The organism is Celeribacter halophilus, from assembly GCF_900114135.1.
Lineage (GTDB): Bacteria > Pseudomonadota > Alphaproteobacteria > Rhodobacterales > Rhodobacteraceae > Celeribacter > Celeribacter halophilus.
Genome location: NZ_FORY01000008.1, coordinates 35,710 through 52,157, shown reverse-complemented (window position 1 = coordinate 52,157; position 16,448 = coordinate 35,710). Strand labels below are relative to the sequence as shown.

Genomic DNA, 16,448 nt, shown 5'->3' with positions numbered 1-16,448 from the left:
CCTCTTTAGATATGGTCTACGGTCTGGCTTTCTTCGGGTCTTCCTCCCGCCATGCCCCGTTCTCCAATCCATCAAGCTGCCAAGGCCCGATGGACAGCCGGATAAGTCGCAGGGTCGGGAACCCCACAGCCGCCGTCATCCGGCGCACCTGACGGTTGCGGCCTTCGGTGATGGTGAGTTCCAGCCAGCTTTCGGGAACGGACTTACGGTAGCGCACCGGCGGCGTGCGGGGCCAGAGCCAATCCGGCTCGGCGACCCGTTTGGCACGGGCAGGGCGTGTCATCCCGTCTTTAAGTTCAACGCCGTGACAAAGCTGCGCAATGGCCGCGTCTGTCAGATCTCCTTCGACCTGCGCCAGATATGTCTTTGCCATCTTGTGACGGGGATTAGAAATTTTTGCCTGCAACTTCCCGTCATCCGTCAGCAGGAGTAGCCCCTCGCTATCCCGATCTAGACGTCCCGCCGGATACACCTTGGGCACATCGATAAAGGCCGACAGGGTTTTCCGCGTGGAGCCTTGTGTGCCCATGTCGGTGAATTGCGACAGAACATCGAAAGGTTTGTTAAATGCGATCAGTCGCGCCATGTCCGATCTCCACAAGGCCTCATAGAGGGGCGTCCAAGCCCGTTTATCTGCGCACCGCATAAAAGAAAGGCAGCGCCGAGGAAAGGCGCAGAAGTGTAAAACCCTCAAGAATCTGCTGAAATACGCGGCACAGTGAGGGTGCGCATGGCTTGCCTCCGGTCATTGTGAACATCCGAGACGCTGCACAGCCCTTGCCGGACGCGCGAAAATTCGCTTATGGTGGCAGTAACTTGATATGGAGGGCGTGAACAATGGCGCCCAAGCGTCCCAACGGTGCGGGCGCGTTCCCGAAAGCGGTCGAGCCTCTCGCACCCAAACCTGCCGATCCGGCTGAGCTTTATGCTGCGCTGGATCTCGGCACAAATTCGTGTCGCATGTTGATTGCCCAACCGAAGGGCAGTCAGTTTCATGTGATCGACAGTTTTTCAAAATCGGTCCAGCTCGGCAACGGGTTAGAGGCCTCCGGTCGGCTGTGTCGCACCTCGATTTCCCGCACGATTCAGGCGCTTCGAGTTTGTCGGAAGAAACTCGAAAAACACGACGTCAAACACATGCGCCTCGTTGCGACAGAGGCCTGCCGTCGGGCACGCAACTCCCGCGATTTTCTACGTCGGGTGCAGCGCGAGACGGGGCTGAAACTTGAAATCATCAAGCCCGAAGAAGAGGCGCGGCTGGCCGTGATCTCCTGCGCGCCGCTGGTATCCACCAGAACCGAACAGCTTTTGGTGGTCGATATTGGCGGAGGCTCGACCGAACTTGTCTGGATCGACCTCTCGAACGTGCCTCGCGCAGAACGTCCGCGGGCCATCATGCGGCTGCACACGGGCTTCCAGAATGCCGACAGCCCGTTTCCCCACGCCAAGGTGGTGGACTGGATTTCGGTGCCCTTGGGCGTTGCCACGCTGATGGAGCAATTCTCCGATGTGGAAGATGATTCCGCTCGCTTTGCCCTCATGTCGTGGTATTTCGAAGAAAAACTTGCCGATTTCACGCCTTACGCCAATGAATCCACCCGTGAGGGGTTCCAGATTGTCGGTACCTCCGGCACGGTCACCACAATCGCCGCCTCGCATCTGGGGCTCCGGCGTTATGACCGCAACAAGGTGGACGGGTTGCGGATGACCTCGGAACAGATCGACCGCGTGATCCGCGACTACCTCGATCTCGGACCGGAAGGGCGCAAACGCGATCCGCGCATCGGGCGCGATCGTCAGGAACTCATCATGTCCGGTTCGGCTATTCTTCAGGCTCTGCTGCGCATCTGGCCCACCGACCGGCTTTCCGTGGCGGACCGAGGTCTGCGCGAAGGCCTGCTCTATGCGCAGATGTCAGCGGACGGGGTGCTCGAAGAAGCCGTGCCCTGATCTCGGGAAACGCGCGTCTCTGCCTTTCTGCTCGGCTTTCTGATGGCTGAAATACTCAAATAAAAAGCGGGCCTTGGCCCGCTTTCTTTATCTCAAACATAAAGATCAATCTTACGGAATGATCCGCGTGTATTTCGTACCTTCGATGGTGGCGCCTGCGATCAGCCCAGCCTGACCAAAGACCACCGCAATCACCGGAGACAGCGAGGTCATGGTTTCCGCAGACAGGTTCTCGCCACGGTTGGAAATCGCATACTCCATATCGGCACCAGCCGACCAGCCCGGAGAATTACGGAAGCTTGCAAGCGCTTCGTTGGTCATGAAGAACAACACATGGGCGTATTGCTGAGCGCCGATCTGGAGCCCGAATGTCGCCTGTGCCGAGGAGTAGTAATCCACGGTCACACCGCCCACGCGCAGCGCGCCGCGCCCGTAGGAGCCACCGACGCCAAAGCCCGCCTTAGTGATCAGCGGCATGACCAGCATCCCCACCGATTTGTCGCGCAGCGTCGTGGTGCCCGGATAATTCGAATAAAGATACTCCAGCGTGCTATCAACGCGTGCGTCGATGGTGGCCGCACCGTTGGAGCGCATGGAGTTGTCACAGGCGGCCAAAAGTCCCGCGCTGCCCAGACCGATCATGAACGTCCGGCGATTGGAAATTGTCATCTGTTTGCCCTTTTCAGACTGCTGCGCGCCCTTGCGGGGGCACGTATCACCTCGATTTGAGAACTCTTTGGTTCGATTGATGGCACTATAGCCGCATTTTTGCCAGCCTGTCACCGTGAAACAGTGGACAGGCGCAGGCTGGCGGATTTCGGCGAATTCAGCCCTTGCCGCTCAGAATGCGGGCGGCAGCGGGGGCGAAATAGGTGAGGATTCCGTTGCAACCCGCGCGCTTGAAGCACATCAGGCTCTCCATCATCACCTTTTCACGATCCAGCCAGCCGTTCTGGAACGCACCTTCGAGCATCGCGTATTCACCGGAAACCTGATAGGCAAAGGTCGGCACCTTGAAAGTTTCCTGCACGCGACGGCACACGTCGAGATAGGGCATGCCGGGTTTTACCATCACCATATCCGCGCCCTCCATCAGGTCGCGTTCGACAAGGCGCAACGCCTCGTCTGTGTTGGCCGGATCCATCTGGTATGTCTTCTTGTCGCCTTTGAGCGCGCCGGATGCGCCCACGGCGTCGCGGAACGGCCCGTAAAAGCCGGAGGCATATTTCGCGGCATAGGACATGATCGAGACCTTGTCATAGCCCTCGGTCTCCAGAGCGCGGCGGATCGCGCCGATGCGCCCGTCCATCATGTCCGACGGCCCGATGATGTCAGCGCCCGCTTCGGCCTGTGCCACGGCCATTTTGACCAGAGCCTCGACGGTCATGTCATTGACGATCTCGCCATTGACCACAAACCCGTCATGCCCGTTGATATTGTAGGGGTCCAGCGCCACATCGGTCATGATCGCCAGATCCGGCACTTCGGTCTTGATGGCACGGATGGCGCGGTTCACGAGGTTGTTGGGATCCCATGCACCGGCACAGTCTTCGGTTTTCAGGTCCTGCTCGATATAGGGAAACAGGCAGATCGCCGGAATGCCAAGCGCATAGGCCTCGGCGGCAGCTTTCACCAGTCGGTCGATGGTGAGACGTTCAACACCGGGCATAGAGGGGATGGGCGTAGCTTCATTTTCGCCTTCGCGCACGAACACCGGCCAGATCAGGTCTTCGACCAAAAGCGCATTTTCCCGCACCAGACCGCGCAGAGTTTCCATCTTTCGCGTGCGGCGCAGGCGGGTGAGCGGGAAGGGGGCGGTGCTACGTGTCATGGAGGGGCCTCTGGTTGCGATATTTCCTCTGAGGTGGCATGGATTTTCCGGCGCTTCAAGGGTAGGAATCTCTCTGCGGGGTCTCTAATCTGCCCAAGACGCATTGAACGGCCTCTTGAGCCTGTGCGATTTACGCCCTACGACACAGAAAACGACAGAAAAGAGCAGCGCCTTGGACATATACGCAACCCTTTTCGAACTGATCGACATGCGGTCCTTTTCGAACTTGTGGTACTGGATCGCTTTGGCGGTGCTTTGGTCTACAACCTCGCATTTTGTCCTCGGGGTGCCCTTTGATCTCGCGCTCAAGGCCAAACGTCACGGCGGCGAGCGGATGCGTGATTTCGAAGACCTTGTGCGCATCAACACGCGACGGGTCCTCACTATCGCAGAAGTCTCCGGTCTTTTGCTTACGGCTCTGGCGGGTGCGGTGACCTCCACCCTTGCCATCACCGGCTTTGTCTACGACGTCGAGTTTTCCCAAGCGGTGTTTTTCATGGCCTTCCCAATGCTCTTTGTCGCCGCGATCAATATCCGCATGGCACATAAGATTCGCGACAGGGAGATCAGGGGCGAGGCACTTGTGGCGACCCTGCGGCGTCATCGCTTCTATGTGCAACTGATCGGCATGTGCGCGATTTTTGTCACAGCCATGTGGGGCATGTATCAAAACCTTGTGACCGGGCCTTTGGGGGGCTGATTTCATGGCAGAAGTACTCCATCTGACCGTCGGGGGCGCACCCGAAGGATTCGACGCGCATTTGCTCGCCCGCGAAGTGGCCCGCACAGGCGGCCCCGTGATCCATGTGGCACGCGACGACAAACGCCTTGCGGCCTTGCGCGAGGGGCTGAGGTTCTTTGCCCCCGATCTGCCGGTGATCGAATTTCCCGCTTGGGATTGCCTGCCTTATGACCGGATGTCGCCCAATGCCGATCTCTCGGCGCAACGTATGGCGGCGCTGGCGGCCTTGGCGCATGGCACTGTGCCGCAGCGCTTTGTCTTCCTGACCACGCTTTCCGCCGCAACCCAGCGCCTGCCGGCCAAGGAAATCCTGTCAGAATCCGCCTTCACCCTGATGAAAGGGCAGCGCGTTAATGAGGCCGATCTACGGGCTTTTTTCGTGCGTATGGGCTTTACGCAGGCCCCCACTGTAGTCGAGCATGGCGATTATGCGATCCGTGGCGGCATCATTGATGTTTACCCGCCGGGGCAGGCCTTGCCCGTGCGCCTCGACTTTTTCGGGGACGAGCTGGATGGCATCCGCCGCTTTGATCCTGCAACGCAAAAGACCGTGGACAGTCTCAAGGAGGTGAGCTTCACGCCGGTTTCCGAGGTGATCCTTGACGAACCCGCCATTACGCGGTTCCGCCAGAATTACCGCATCGAATTCGGCTCTGCGGGCACGGATGATCCGCTGTATGAGGCCGTGACCGCCGGACGCAAACACGCGGGGATGGAACACTGGCTGCCGTATTTCCACGAGCGGCTTGATACGATTTTTGACTACCTGCCTGATGCGCCGGTTTCTCTGGATGATCAATCGACTGCGGCGCGTCTTTCACGTTGGGAAGGCATCGAGGACCAGTATCAGACCCGCCGAGAGGCGCTCAATGCCAAGGGGCGCATGGACTCGGTCTATAAACCCTGTCCGCCCAAACTTCTCTACCTCGACGATACCGCGTGGGAAGCCGCCGTTGCGGGCCGGCGTGTGATCCATTTTCACCCCTTGCCGCAGGCCTCAGGCCCGGGCGTGATCGACGCGGGCGGGCGCGTGGGGCGTAACTTCTCGCCCGAGCGTCAGATGGAAGGCATCAATCTTTTCGAGGAGTTGGCCACACATATTCAGAAACGGCGCGACCTTGGACAGGTGGTGCTGGCCTCATGGTCCGAAGGTGCGCGAGACCGCCTCAAAACCCTTTTGGAAGATCAGGAGGTTGCGGGCACAGAGATTGCCGACTGGCGTGATGTGCCAGAAGGCAAAGGCGGGGTATACCTCTCGGTCTGGGCGCTGGAGCAAGGGTTTGAGGCCCCTGTGGGCGAAGGCCAATCGGTGACGGTGATTTCCGAGCAGGATGTGCTGGGAGACCGTCTCATCCGCCGTCCGGGGCGGCGCAAGAAGGCGGAAAACTTCCTCACCGAACATTCCAGTCTCAGCCCCGGCGATCTGATCGTACATGTCGAACACGGGGTCGGCATTTTCCGCGGACTGGAGGTCGTCACCGCACTGGGCGCGGCCCATGAGTGTCTTTTGCTCGAATATGCGGGCGGGGACCGGCTTTACCTGCCTGTCGAGAATATCGAACTTCTGAGCCGCTACGGCCATGACGAAGGGTTGCTGGACCGTTTGGGCGGTGGAGCATGGCAGGCCAAAAAGGCACGGATGAAGGAACGCATCCGCGAGGTGGCTGAAAAGCTCATCCGGATCGCTGCCGAACGCCATATCCGCAAGGCCCCGATCATGGAGCCACCCGCGGATATGTGGGAGGCCTTTTGCGCTCGGTTCCCTTACACGGAGACCGAAGACCAGCTCAAAGCCATCGAGGACTGTCTCGACGATCTGGAACGCGGCATGCCGATGGATCGCCTGATCTGCGGAGATGTGGGCTTTGGCAAGACCGAAGTGGCAATGCGCGCGGCCTTTGTCGCGGCACTGTGTGGCGCACAGGTGGCTGTGATCGCGCCGACGACGCTTCTGGCGCGGCAGCACTTCCGCAGCTTTGCCGAGCGGTTTCGCGGTTTTCCCATCAATATCAGACCGATGTCGCGTTTTGTTTCGGCAAAGGATATGACGAAAACCCGCGAGGAACTGGCCGACGGGACAGTCGATATTGTGGTCGGCACCCATGCTTTGCTGGCCAAATCTGTGAAATTCGCCAATCTAGGCCTGCTCATTGTGGACGAGGAACAACGTTTCGGTGTTACACATAAAGAGCGGCTCAAGTCATTGAAATCAAACATCCATGTCCTGACGCTATCGGCCACGCCCATTCCGCGCACGCTGCAAATGTCGCTCACCGGTGTGCGGGATCTCTCGATCATCGGAACGCCGCCGGTCGACCGTCTGTCGATCCGCACCTATGTCTCGGAATTCGATACTGTGACCGTGCGCGAGGCATTGCTGCGTGAACATTATCGCGGTGGGCAGTCCTTTTTCGTTGTGCCACGTGTGAGCGACATTCCGGAGATCGAGGATTTCCTGAAAGCGCAGGTGCCGGAACTGACCCATGTGGTCGCCCATGGCCAGATGGCGGCGGGCGAGTTGGACGACCGGATGAATGCGTTTTATGACGGGAAATATGATGTGCTTCTGGCGACGACCATTGTCGAAAGCGGCATCGACATTCCGACCGCCAACACGATGGTGGTGCATCGCGCCGATATGTTCGGGCTGGCCCAGCTTTACCAGATCCGTGGTCGGGTCGGGCGCGCCAAGACTCGTGCCTACGCCTATCTCACCACAAAGCCGCGTGCGCCTCTGACGCCGCAAGCTGAAAAGCGGCTTCGTGTTCTGGGCTCTCTCGACACTTTGGGGGCAGGGTTCACGCTGGCCTCGCAAGACCTCGATATTCGCGGTGCGGGCAACCTTGTAGGTGAGGAGCAATCCGGCCACGTCAAGGAAGTCGGCTTCGAACTTTATCAATCCATGCTCGAAGAAGCGATCGCCAAAATCAAATCCGGCGAAGAGGCGGTGACGCTTGGTGATGACGGGGAATGGGCACCGCAGATCAATCTGGGCGTGCCCGTGCTGATCCCCGAAACCTATGTGCCCGATCTCGACGTGCGGCTGGGACTTTACCGACGCCTCTCGACCCTGCATGGCAAGGTGGAGCTGGAAGGGTTTGCTGCGGAGCTGATTGACCGGTTCGGGAAATTGCCGAAAGAGGTCAATACTTTGCTGCTCGTTGTTCGGATCAAGGAGAAATGCCGCGCGGCAGGTATTGCGCGTCTCGATGGCGGGCCGAAAGGTGCAACAATCCAGTTCCACAACGACACTTATGCCAATCCGACGGGGCTCGTGCAGTTCATCCACCAGCAAAAAGGTCAGGCGAAGGTCAAGGACAACAAGATCGTGATCCGCCGCGACTGGAAAAAGGGCAGCGACCGGATCAAGGGGGCCTTCTCGATTGCGCAGGACCTTGCGAAACTGGCGAAGGTCGCCGCGCAACCGGTTAAGAAATAAGAGTTATTCAGCGGGTTTCGGCGGCGCGTTATGCGTTGCCGTGGCGCTGTCCTCGAAGTAGAACAGGATCAGCGCCAGCCCCGAACAGATCACACCGGCGGTCATGACCGGAATTGTGGTGCCGTTGAACATCTGCCCGACAGGGGCGGCGATGAACAGCATACCGGTGGTAAAGAACGCGCCCATCAGCGAATTGGCCAGTCCGGCGATATGACCCAGCGGCTGAAGCGCCAAGGCGTTGATATTGCCGAAGGTAAACGAGTTGATGAGAAACAGCGCGACGGTCCAGATGTAGAAGACCGCAAATTTGATACCCAAAGCCTCGTCCAGCCCACTCAGCACCAGCAGAAGCGCGATGACAGAGCCGCCAAGGGAGAGGCCGAATCCCAGCCGGATCATGAAGTGCATCCCGACGCGCTCGACGAATTTACCGTTTATGAGCGCCCCCACAGCTGCAAGTGCGGCCACGGAACCGAACCAGAGTGGGAAGGTATCTGCCATGTTGAAGATTTCGTCATAGATTTGTTGAATGGAGGACAAGACTGCAAACATCTGGCCAAAACCCAGAATGAGCATGGCGATATAGATGCGGATATTATAGGTGCCGAGCACCTCCACAACGCCCTGTTTCATCAGGGGGTAGGTGATCTTGCGGCGGTTTTCCTTGGGCAGTGTCTCTTGTTGGCGCAGCGTCAGCCAGAGTGTGACGACGGAGGCCAGCACGATGAAGGACACGAACACGCCGCGCCAGCCCATGCCTTTGATCAGGATCGCGCCGATGGTCGGTGCGGCAGCGGGGGCCAGCATGAAGATGGTCATCACAAAAGACGTGATTTTCGCCATATTGCGCCCTTCATACAGATCGCGGATCAGCGCCACACCCACCGTGCGCGGGAAAGCCGCCCCAAGCCCCTGAAGCGCACGGCCTAAGAGCAACATTTCAAGAGACTGGGCCGCAGCAGAAATCAATGCGCCAATCGCGTAAATCCCTAAACCCATCAGGATAATCGGCTTGCGCCCGAACTGGTCCGAGATCGGCCCCGACACCAGCGTGCCAAGCCCGAGACCCAGCATGAAGGATGTCAGCACGAACTGCGCCTTGTTGGGATCGTCTGGCGACAGATCCGCTGCGATAAGGGGCAGGCCGGGCAGCATGGCATCAATGGAAAACGCCACCATGGCAAAGGTGAGGGCGAGAAGGATCGTAAATTCGAGTTGCGGCAAGCGACGCGGCATAGAGAACACTTTCAGTTGGGAGGGCATTCGGGAAATGCTTGCGAACCCTATTGCGGGCGTAGCTCTTTGAAAACTCCGAGAGTTGAAGAGACAGTCCTGCATTTATGCACAGAGCAGTCGAATTTCAGGGGACAGTTCGCGTCAAGTGGTGCGGCTCTTAAGAGAACATTAAAGCGCGTTTCGTTCCGTCAGTTCATCAATCACATTCAGCCATAAATCGGTCGGCTGTGCACCGGATACGGCGTGTTGATTGCCCACGATAAAAAAGGGCACGCCATTGATGCCGCGCTCGCGGGCATGTGCATCGCGCCGTTTGATCTCGTCCACATCGGCATCGGTGTCCAGAAGGCGGGCGATGGCGTCCGCATCCATTTCGATCTCTGCTGCCAGTTCCGCAAGCACGGCGCGCGAGCCGATGTCGCGCCCGTCTTTGAAATAGGCGCGGAAGAGGGAGGAGATCGCAGCCGTCTGACGCCCTTCGATCCCGGCCCAATGAATGAGCCGATGGGCGTCGAGCGTGTTGGGGGTGCGCTTGATCTTGCCGAGATCCGCTTGTGGCAATTCCTTGTGCATCACATCAATGATCGGCTTGTAGGCCTTCAACGCGCCTTCGGTGCCGTGGAACTTGCTTTCCAGATAGGCGAGGCGGTCCATGCCTTCCTTCGGCATGGTCGGGTTCAGTTGAAACGGATGCCACTGGATTGCGAAGGGATGGTCAGGGCGGGCTTCGAGAGCGCGGTCGAGACGTGTCTTGCCGATGTAGCACCACGGGCAAATCGGATCGTGAAAGATGTCGAGGGTGATCATGCGGCTTCTCTTTTCATGAATGTTGCCTTTGCCTCTACACGATTTTGCGGCGTGAGGGGAGTGGCGAGAAAAGGAAAATATTCTCCCGCCTCACAATTCACGCCAATACGGATGTTCTCGTTGACCTATATCTTGTGTTTAGGGTGGGTTTGCAACTTTGCAAACTCCGCATATTTCCGATTCGTTCTCGATTTGATCCTACGAAAAGCCGCGCGCGGCAGGGTGGGAATGTGACGGATCGCCATGCATGACAGGGCATGCAGAACATGGTTAACTGACTGCATCATAATCATTTCTCAGGTTCGAGGTTCACGTCATGGCAGCGCAAGATACCAATTCCTTCAGGACCTTTCAGGGCCACGCCCGTCCTATGGGGCTAAACGAGACCAGTTTCCGTCAACGCCTCCGCCTTCCGATGGCAACCCTTGTGCTCGGACTGATGGCCGCTCTCGCCATTGCCGGAGGTGCGCTGGATACACTGATTGGCCGTCAGGTGATTGGCGGGCTGACCGAAGTGGAATATCTCACCGCGCCGCTCCCCGTTACGGAGCCCGCTCCACTTCAGGACTAAATCCAGATCAGGGCAGGCAATACCTCACGAGCAGCCCCCCCCAACTCTCCTGCCCCAAGAGCCCCCGAAGATGCGAGAAACAGCATCCGGGGGTTTTCTTTTGTCTTTTCTTTGCGACTTCCGGCGCGCTAAAAGAGCCACTATGGAAGAAGATCACACCCCCAGCCTGATCCGTTTGGCCCGAGAGGGCGCCGATACCGCACCTGAAGAGGCGCGTCCTCTGGATCTTGGATTGCGAGTACGGGATTTGCGCAAGGCGCGAGGCTGGACACTTGAGCAGGCCGCTACGCACGCCGGTTTGGCACGATCGACGCTGTCCAAGATCGAAAACGGCCAGATGTCCCCAACCTATGACGCGCTCAAGAAGCTTGCTGTGGGGCTGGAAATTTCCGTGCCACAACTTTTCACCCCGCCGCAAAAAGCCCAGATATCCGGTCGTATGGCTGTCACCCGCGCAGGCGAGGGCACGGCCCATCCGACCACGACCTATGAGCACGAAATGCTGGCAGGGGCTTTGACCAAGAAATCCATGCTGCCCTATCGCGCCACCATCCGAGCCCGTGCCTTTGAGGAGTTCGACGGCTGGGTGCGCCATGACGGCGAGGAATTTCTCTATGTTCTGACGGGGGTGATCAAGCTGATCACAGAGTTCTATGAGCCTGTCGAGATGCGCCGCGGTGACAGCGCCTATTATGACGCTTCCATGGGGCATAACGTCATTTCGGTGAGCGATGATGACGCGACGATCCTCTGGGTGACCTCGCTGTCATAACGCGGATGCATGCCCGTCGCGCCACAGCCGAGCCGCGACAGGTTGCTCCGCTCTCCGTATTTAGAACACCAGTTTCGAGGTGGTTTTGACGGTGGCCTTCGTAGCCTTTGCCCCCACGCGTGCAACCGCACAGCCAGAGAGGCTCAAGGCCAGCACAGTCACCAGAACCAGACGCAAAACCACCACTCAGAACCAGCCCTGAACCGTGCGCGAGGCGCCGGTGATGTCTTCGCCAACGCCAGCAATGGTCCCGCAGGACGCCAGAGCAGAGGTGAGTGTCAGGGTGAGGAGGAGGACTGCTGCTTTTTTCATTTCTCTTCTTCCCAATACCAGGTCATTTCCCGCCACATGATCCAATCACCATATAAAGGCAAGGACTCGGGGTAGTGAAGCTCCTTCACATGGGCGTTATAGCTTTCATTCCACGCATAAAGAGGGATGGCATAGCGGCCTGCGCTCAGCACACGATCCAGCGCGCGCGTGGCCGCAAGACTGTCTTCGCGGTCGGTGGCATTCAGCATTCTCGCGATCAGATCATCCACCACCGGATCGTTGATTCCGGGGATATTGCGCGAGCCGGGCGTCTGCGCGGCGACCTGCCCGAAATAGGCATATTGCTCGTTTCCGGGGCTGAGCGACAGGCCGTAACGCACAGGGGTCATGCCGAAATCAAAAGTCTCCATCCGTTGTGTATATTGCGCCTTGTCGACGATGGAGATTTTCGGCTGGATACCAAGCTGGAGCAGCATTTGGGTGTAGGTGTCGATGATCGACTGGTTTTCATCCTCACCGACACTCAACACGATCTCGAAGGTAAACGGCTGCCCATCGGCGTTTTTCATCTGGCCGTCCTGAATGGTCCAGCCAGCTTCTTCCATCAGTTTCAACGCCCGACGCATCGCACCACGATCCATTTCGCGTCCCGAGGTTTTCGGAAAACTATAGCCCTCAAGCACACCGGGCAGGAGATCGTCCTTATACGGTTCCAACATCTCCAGAACGCGGCCTTCGGCGGGGCCGGGACGCATTCCGAGCGGCGAGTTGGAGAAATAGGAGGTGATCCGGCTTTGCTGGCTCTCCGTCTGGGCCTCGTTGATATAGTCGAAATTGAAGGCCTCGATCATCGCCTGACGCACACGCCAGTCGGCAAACTGGGGCAGTCGGGTGTTCATGGCAAAGCCTGTCATCCCTGTCGGGCGCTGATGCGGGATCACGGATTTGATGACATCGCCACGCTCCACAGCGGGGAAGTCATAGTGATCGTCCCAGATCTGCACATTGATCTCACGGTGCGCGTTCAGCTCTCCGGCTTTGAACGCCTCGATCACCAGCGAGGGGTCGGCAAAATATTCGAAGCGGACCGTATCGAAATTCGCCTGACCGCGCATGAACGGCAAGTCCTTGCCCCAATAGTCCGGATTGCGGCTCAACTCGACATACATGCCGGGATTGACGTCCGTCACCACATAGGGCGCAGATGTCACTGGGATATTCTCAATGCCCGACTGGGTGAAGTCCTTGTCGTCCCAATAGGATTTCTTGAGGATCGGGCGCATGGCTGTCAAAAGCGCCAGCTCGCGATTTTCGACGTTGAAGGTGAATTTCACCTTGTTGGGGCCGGTCTGCTCCATACGTTCGATCTGCGCCCAGAGCGCAGCATAGCGGCCATGGCCCTTGGTGCCCAAGGTTTCGAAAGACCACATGACATCCTCGACCGTCACCGGTGAGCCATCGGAAAACCGCGCCTCGTCGCGCAGGGTAAATTCGACCCAAGTGCGATTTTCGTCAGTCTCGACGGTTTCACAAAGCAGGCAATAGAGCGTGAATGGCTCCGAAAACGCGCGGCCCATCAAGCCTTCAGCCATCATGAAGCGCAACTGCCACGGGGCATTACCTTTTTGAATGAAGGGATTGAGGCTGTCGAAGGTGCCGCCTTCACCAGTGACAATCCGGCCACCCTTGGGCGCATCGGGGTTCACATAGGGCAGGGCGGTGAAATCAGCGGGAAGTTCGGGCGCGCCATACATCTCAAGACCATGAGTCGGCTCGGCCATCGCGGCACACGCAAATGCCGTGGAGAGCATCAGCACCGCTGTGCCTTTTTTGAACAGGTGAATGTACTGCTGTGACATTATGTAAAAGACGCCTCTGCCTGTATTCTTATTGTTCACCAAGTTACGACGCCTTGCGTCCGTTTTCAAACTTTTAGCTTGGAGTGCGGCGCAGAACCGCGTATAAAGAAGTCACTGCTCGATAGGTTTCTTGCCTGTATGAAACCTGCCTCAATAACTCAGCGCCCGCCTTGTGCGGGCGTTTTTTTTGGCTTTAATTTGATGTTTATCCAAGCAGGCTTGGCTGAATCTGCCTTTTGATCAGACATAAAAAAATCAGAAATCCCAGCCACCTCCTGCGGATTTTACCGATTCTCTCGCCGTTTGGGCGATTCTCCCCTTTGCTTTGCAAGCGCAGCACCTAAAGTTGTCACCAAAGAAAGGGAGAGACAGATGACACTTAGAGGAAAAACTGCGGTTATCACGGGATCGAACTCCGGCATCGGGCTTGGCATTGCGCGAGAACTGGCGAAAGCGGGGGCGAATGTGGTGCTCAATTCCTTCACAGATCGTGACGAGGATCACGCACTGGCTGAAGAGATCGGCAAGGAATTCGGTGTCACTGCACGCTATATCAAGGCCGACATGTCCAAAGGTGACGAATGCCGCGCCCTGATCGAAAAATCCGGCAGTTGCGATATTCTGGTGAACAATGCAGGGATTCAGCATGTTGCCGGGATCGACGAATTTCCCGCCGCGAAATGGGACGCCATTATCGCGATCAACCTCAGCTCCAGCTTTCACACCACAGCGGCCGCCTTGCCGGTGATGCGCAAGGCGGGTTGGGGCAGGGTGATCAACATTGCCTCCGCGCATGGCCTGACCGCTTCGCCTTATAAATCGGCCTATGTGGCGGCCAAACATGGTGTTGTCGGGCTGACCAAAGTCACAGCGTTGGAAACCGCCGAAGAGCCGATCACCTGCAACGCCATTTGTCCGGGCTATGTGCTGACCCCGCTGGTCGAAGCGCAAATCCCCGACACGATGGAGAAATACGGTATGGACCGCGACACGGTGATCCGCGAGGTGTTGCTTGAACGGCAGCCGTCCAAGCAATTTGCCACGGTGGAAGAACTGGGCGGCACTTGTGTTTTCCTTGCGTCCAGTGCAGCCAACCAGATCACCGGCACAACGATTTCCGTCGACGGCGGATGGACGGCCTTGTGATGGCGAAGAAACAGAGCAAAGGGCAGATCAAAAAGATCAACCTTGCCCTTCAGGGCGGAGGCGCGCATGGCGCCTTCACTTGGGGCGTTCTGGACCGGTTGTTAGAGCATGACGAAGTGGAGGTGGCTGCGGTGTCCGGCACCTCTGCGGGCGCTTTGAATGCGGCGGCGTTCAAGTCCGGTCTGGTGCAAGGCGGACGTGCGGGGGCGAAAGAAGCGCTCGACAATCTCTGGGCGCAGATGGGCGCGGTGTCCGACATGCGGCTCAACGCGTGGATGTCGCAATTCGGACCGACCACCGAGATGTTCACCAAGATGATGCAGGCCACCGTGCCTTTCGCCTTTCTCGATTCTGTTGCGACGGTGAGCAGCCCCTATGTTTACGGCGCCTTCTACAAGAATCCCTTGAGCGATGTGGTCGAGGATTTGGACTGCGATGTGCTCGGCTCTGAAACGGGACCCGCGCTGTTCATCTCCACGACCAATGTGCGCACGGGGAAAATTCGCGTCTTTTCCGGAGAAGAGGTGGACACGGATGTGATCCTTGCCTCTGCCTGTCTGCCGGAACTGTTTCAGGCGGTGGAGATCACCGATCCGAACACAGGGGTGACGGACCCCTATTGGGATGGCGGCTATACAGGAAATCCGGCGCTTTTCCCTTTGTTCGAACCGGAATTCCCCGCCGATGTGGTGATCGTCAATATCAACCCTCTGGAACGCCCCGGAACGCCGAAGACACCGGAAGAAATCCAGAACAGGATCAACGAGATTTCCTTTAATTCCTCACTATTGCGCGAGTTGCGTGCGGTGCAATTCGTCCGCGATCTGATTGAGGAAGATCGTCTACCGCAAGGCGGTATGAAAGGCGTTCTGGTGCATATGATCGCGGATGACGACCTGATGCAGGATCTCTCGGCGCGCACCAAAATCGCGCCCTCGCCGCTGATCCTGTCACGGTTGAAAGAGGCCGGACGGGCGGCCTGCGATCACTTTCTGAAATCACACTTCGACGATCTGGGCGTGCGCGCGAGTGTCGATCTTAAAAAAATGTTCGCCTAAGCTAAGCGCTTAGGAGGACGGGATCGCAGTCGGCGGTTGCGTCGGGTCTTTCGGATTCGGATAGACGAGACCTGCGGAGATCACCAGTTTGGCCGCATCCTCGACCGACATATCCAGAAGGATCACATCGCTTTCAGGGAAGAACAGAAGAAAACCCGAGGTCGGGTTCGGCGTCGTCGGCACAAAGACGGAGAGGAACTTCTCATCCGTCGGCGTGCGCCGCGCCACTTCTCCCTTGGCGTTGGTCGAAACAAAGCCGATGGCCCAAATTCCACGTCGCGGGTATTCAATGAGGCAGGCCTTGTCAAAAGAGGTCTCCGTCTGCGCAAACACCGTTTCCGCGATCTGTTTCACCCCGTTGTAGATGGAGCGCACGATGGGGGTGCGGTCCACAAGGCTTTCGGCCCACCGGATGAGCGAACGCCCGACAAGCCCCTTGGCGATCCAGCCCACCACAACGGTGAAGATCAGAAAAATGATGACGCCCGCGCCGCGCAGATTGATGTGAATCTGCTCTCCCGGATCGGTATATCCCAGAAACCGGTTGATAAGCGCATCCGGATGATAGGCCGAGGGCACAAAGGTCAGAACCCAGCCATCGACCCAGCCGATCACGGTCCAGATCACATAGGCCGTCAGCCCGATCGGCGCGACCACGATAAGCCCTGTCAGAAAGGCCGCCCGCAAATGCGCGAGCAATCCCGGTTTGCGGGGGTGCGGCGGATGGGTTTCTTCTTCGAACGGATTGTTCATTTGTGTTTCTG

General features: G+C 58.0%; 16 protein-coding genes. 7 read left to right on the top strand and 9 right to left on the bottom strand.

The features are described 5' to 3' along the window. Positions 1–16: 16 nt before the first annotated feature. Positions 17–586: a pseudouridine synthase gene (locus tag BM152_RS09990; protein ID WP_066600139.1), complete on the bottom strand. Its 570-nt coding sequence runs from the start codon at positions 584–586 to the stop codon at positions 17–19. Positions 587–837: 251 nt separating this feature from the next. On the opposite strand from BM152_RS09990, the gene BM152_RS09985 reads away from it, so the two are divergent. Further along, positions 838–1,950, top strand: coding sequence for a Ppx/GppA phosphatase family protein (locus tag BM152_RS09985; RefSeq protein ID WP_066600142.1), 1,113 nt, complete (start codon positions 838–840; stop codon positions 1,948–1,950). Between the two features lie 111 nt (positions 1,951–2,061). Here the strand turns inward: BM152_RS09985 and BM152_RS09980 are convergent, their stop codons facing one another. Together BM152_RS09980 and hemB are read right to left on the bottom strand one after the other, a co-directional pair. Further along, the gene (locus BM152_RS09980) at positions 2,062–2,619 is read right to left on the bottom strand and encodes a lipid-binding SYLF domain-containing protein (RefSeq protein WP_066600145.1); all 558 of its coding nucleotides are present in this window, start codon (positions 2,617–2,619) and stop codon (positions 2,062–2,064) included. A gap of 157 nt (positions 2,620–2,776) precedes the next feature. Further along, complete coding sequence (hemB, locus tag BM152_RS09975; protein WP_066600146.1) at positions 2,777–3,781, bottom strand: porphobilinogen synthase; 1,005 nt, start codon at positions 3,779–3,781, stop codon at positions 2,777–2,779. A gap of 172 nt (positions 3,782–3,953) precedes the next feature. On the opposite strand from hemB, the gene BM152_RS09970 reads away from it, so the two are divergent. Beyond that, positions 3,954–4,481: a component of SufBCD complex gene (locus BM152_RS09970; RefSeq protein ID WP_066600149.1), complete on the top strand. Its 528-nt coding sequence runs from the start codon at positions 3,954–3,956 to the stop codon at positions 4,479–4,481. 4 nt (positions 4,482–4,485) lie between these two features. Further along, positions 4,486–7,962, top strand: a complete 3,477-nt coding sequence (gene mfd, locus BM152_RS09965) for a transcription-repair coupling factor (RefSeq protein WP_066600152.1) — start codon at positions 4,486–4,488, stop codon at positions 7,960–7,962. Positions 7,963–7,965: 3 nt separating this feature from the next. Here the strand turns inward: mfd and BM152_RS09960 are convergent, their stop codons facing one another. Further along, positions 7,966–9,198, bottom strand: coding sequence for a multidrug effflux MFS transporter (locus BM152_RS09960; RefSeq protein ID WP_066600310.1), 1,233 nt, complete (start codon positions 9,196–9,198; stop codon positions 7,966–7,968). Positions 9,199–9,366: 168 nt separating this feature from the next. Next, positions 9,367–10,005 (bottom strand): DsbA family oxidoreductase, encoded by a 639-nt coding sequence (locus BM152_RS09955; protein ID WP_066600158.1) that lies wholly within the window; start codon positions 10,003–10,005, stop codon positions 9,367–9,369. Between the two features lie 316 nt (positions 10,006–10,321). On the opposite strand from BM152_RS09955, the gene BM152_RS09950 reads away from it, so the two are divergent. Both BM152_RS09950 and BM152_RS09945 read left to right on the top strand, forming a co-directional pair. Then, entirely contained in the window at positions 10,322–10,576 is a 255-nt protein-coding gene (locus tag BM152_RS09950; RefSeq protein ID WP_139222491.1) for a hypothetical protein, read from the top strand. A gap of 142 nt (positions 10,577–10,718) precedes the next feature. Then, the gene (locus tag BM152_RS09945; RefSeq protein ID WP_066600165.1) at positions 10,719–11,348 is read left to right on the top strand and encodes a helix-turn-helix domain-containing protein; all 630 of its coding nucleotides are present in this window, start codon (positions 10,719–10,721) and stop codon (positions 11,346–11,348) included. 60 nt (positions 11,349–11,408) lie between these two features. On the opposite strand, the gene BM152_RS19615 is transcribed toward BM152_RS09945, so the two are convergent. Genes BM152_RS19615 through BM152_RS09935 form a run of 3 tightly spaced genes read right to left on the bottom strand, consistent with a single transcriptional unit; the run spans position 11,409 to position 13,480 of the window. Beyond that, the gene (locus BM152_RS19615; protein WP_269446550.1) at positions 11,409–11,534 is read right to left on the bottom strand and encodes a hypothetical protein; all 126 of its coding nucleotides are present in this window, start codon (positions 11,532–11,534) and stop codon (positions 11,409–11,411) included. Beyond that, positions 11,535–11,660, bottom strand: a complete 126-nt coding sequence (locus BM152_RS09940; protein WP_066600167.1) for an entericidin EcnA/B family protein — start codon at positions 11,658–11,660, stop codon at positions 11,535–11,537. After that, positions 11,657–13,480 (bottom strand): extracellular solute-binding protein, encoded by a 1,824-nt coding sequence (locus BM152_RS09935; RefSeq protein WP_082715287.1) that lies wholly within the window; start codon positions 13,478–13,480, stop codon positions 11,657–11,659. The genes BM152_RS09940 and BM152_RS09935 overlap by 4 nt, the downstream gene beginning before the upstream one ends. Positions 13,481–13,852: 372 nt before the next feature. On the opposite strand from BM152_RS09935, the gene BM152_RS09930 reads away from it, so the two are divergent. Continuing rightward, positions 13,853–14,626 (top strand): 3-hydroxybutyrate dehydrogenase, encoded by a 774-nt coding sequence (locus BM152_RS09930; protein WP_066600169.1) that lies wholly within the window; start codon positions 13,853–13,855, stop codon positions 14,624–14,626. Next, complete coding sequence (locus tag BM152_RS09925) at positions 14,626–15,684, top strand: patatin-like phospholipase family protein (protein ID WP_066600315.1); 1,059 nt, start codon at positions 14,626–14,628, stop codon at positions 15,682–15,684. The genes BM152_RS09930 and BM152_RS09925 overlap by 1 nt, the downstream gene beginning before the upstream one ends. A 9-nt stretch (positions 15,685–15,693) precedes the next feature. On the opposite strand, the gene BM152_RS09920 is transcribed toward BM152_RS09925, so the two are convergent. Next, a complete protein-coding gene (locus BM152_RS09920; RefSeq protein WP_066600171.1) occupies positions 15,694–16,437 on the bottom strand; it encodes a DUF502 domain-containing protein in 744 nt (247 codons plus the stop codon). Between the last annotated feature and the right edge of the window lie 11 nt (positions 16,438–16,448).

Excerpts from the sequence above, each read along its gene's own strand:
- BM152_RS09990 (WP_066600139.1), bottom strand. The coding sequence starts at position 586 with ATGGCGCGACTGATCGCATTTAACAAACCTTTCGATGTTCTGTCGCAA.
- BM152_RS09985 (WP_066600142.1), top strand. The coding sequence starts at position 838 with ATGGCGCCCAAGCGTCCCAACGGTGCGGGCGCGTTCCCGAAAGCGGTC.
- BM152_RS09980 (WP_066600145.1), bottom strand. The coding sequence starts at position 2,619 with ATGACAATTTCCAATCGCCGGACGTTCATGATCGGTCTGGGCAGCGCG.
- hemB (WP_066600146.1), bottom strand. The coding sequence starts at position 3,781 with ATGACACGTAGCACCGCCCCCTTCCCGCTCACCCGCCTGCGCCGCACG.
- mfd (WP_066600152.1), top strand. The coding sequence starts at position 4,486 with ATGGCAGAAGTACTCCATCTGACCGTCGGGGGCGCACCCGAAGGATTC.
- BM152_RS09960 (WP_066600310.1), bottom strand. The coding sequence starts at position 9,198 with ATGCCGCGTCGCTTGCCGCAACTCGAATTTACGATCCTTCTCGCCCTC.
- BM152_RS09955 (WP_066600158.1), bottom strand. The coding sequence starts at position 10,005 with ATGATCACCCTCGACATCTTTCACGATCCGATTTGCCCGTGGTGCTAC.
- BM152_RS09950 (WP_139222491.1), top strand. The coding sequence starts at position 10,322 with ATGGCAGCGCAAGATACCAATTCCTTCAGGACCTTTCAGGGCCACGCC.
- BM152_RS09945 (WP_066600165.1), top strand. The coding sequence starts at position 10,719 with ATGGAAGAAGATCACACCCCCAGCCTGATCCGTTTGGCCCGAGAGGGC.
- BM152_RS09940 (WP_066600167.1), bottom strand. The coding sequence starts at position 11,660 with ATGAAAAAAGCAGCAGTCCTCCTCCTCACCCTGACACTCACCTCTGCT.
- BM152_RS09935 (WP_082715287.1), bottom strand. The coding sequence starts at position 13,480 with ATGTCACAGCAGTACATTCACCTGTTCAAAAAAGGCACAGCGGTGCTG.
- BM152_RS09930 (WP_066600169.1), top strand. The coding sequence starts at position 13,853 with ATGACACTTAGAGGAAAAACTGCGGTTATCACGGGATCGAACTCCGGC.
- BM152_RS09925 (WP_066600315.1), top strand. The coding sequence starts at position 14,626 with ATGGCGAAGAAACAGAGCAAAGGGCAGATCAAAAAGATCAACCTTGCC.
- BM152_RS09920 (WP_066600171.1), bottom strand. The coding sequence starts at position 16,437 with ATGAACAATCCGTTCGAAGAAGAAACCCATCCGCCGCACCCCCGCAAA.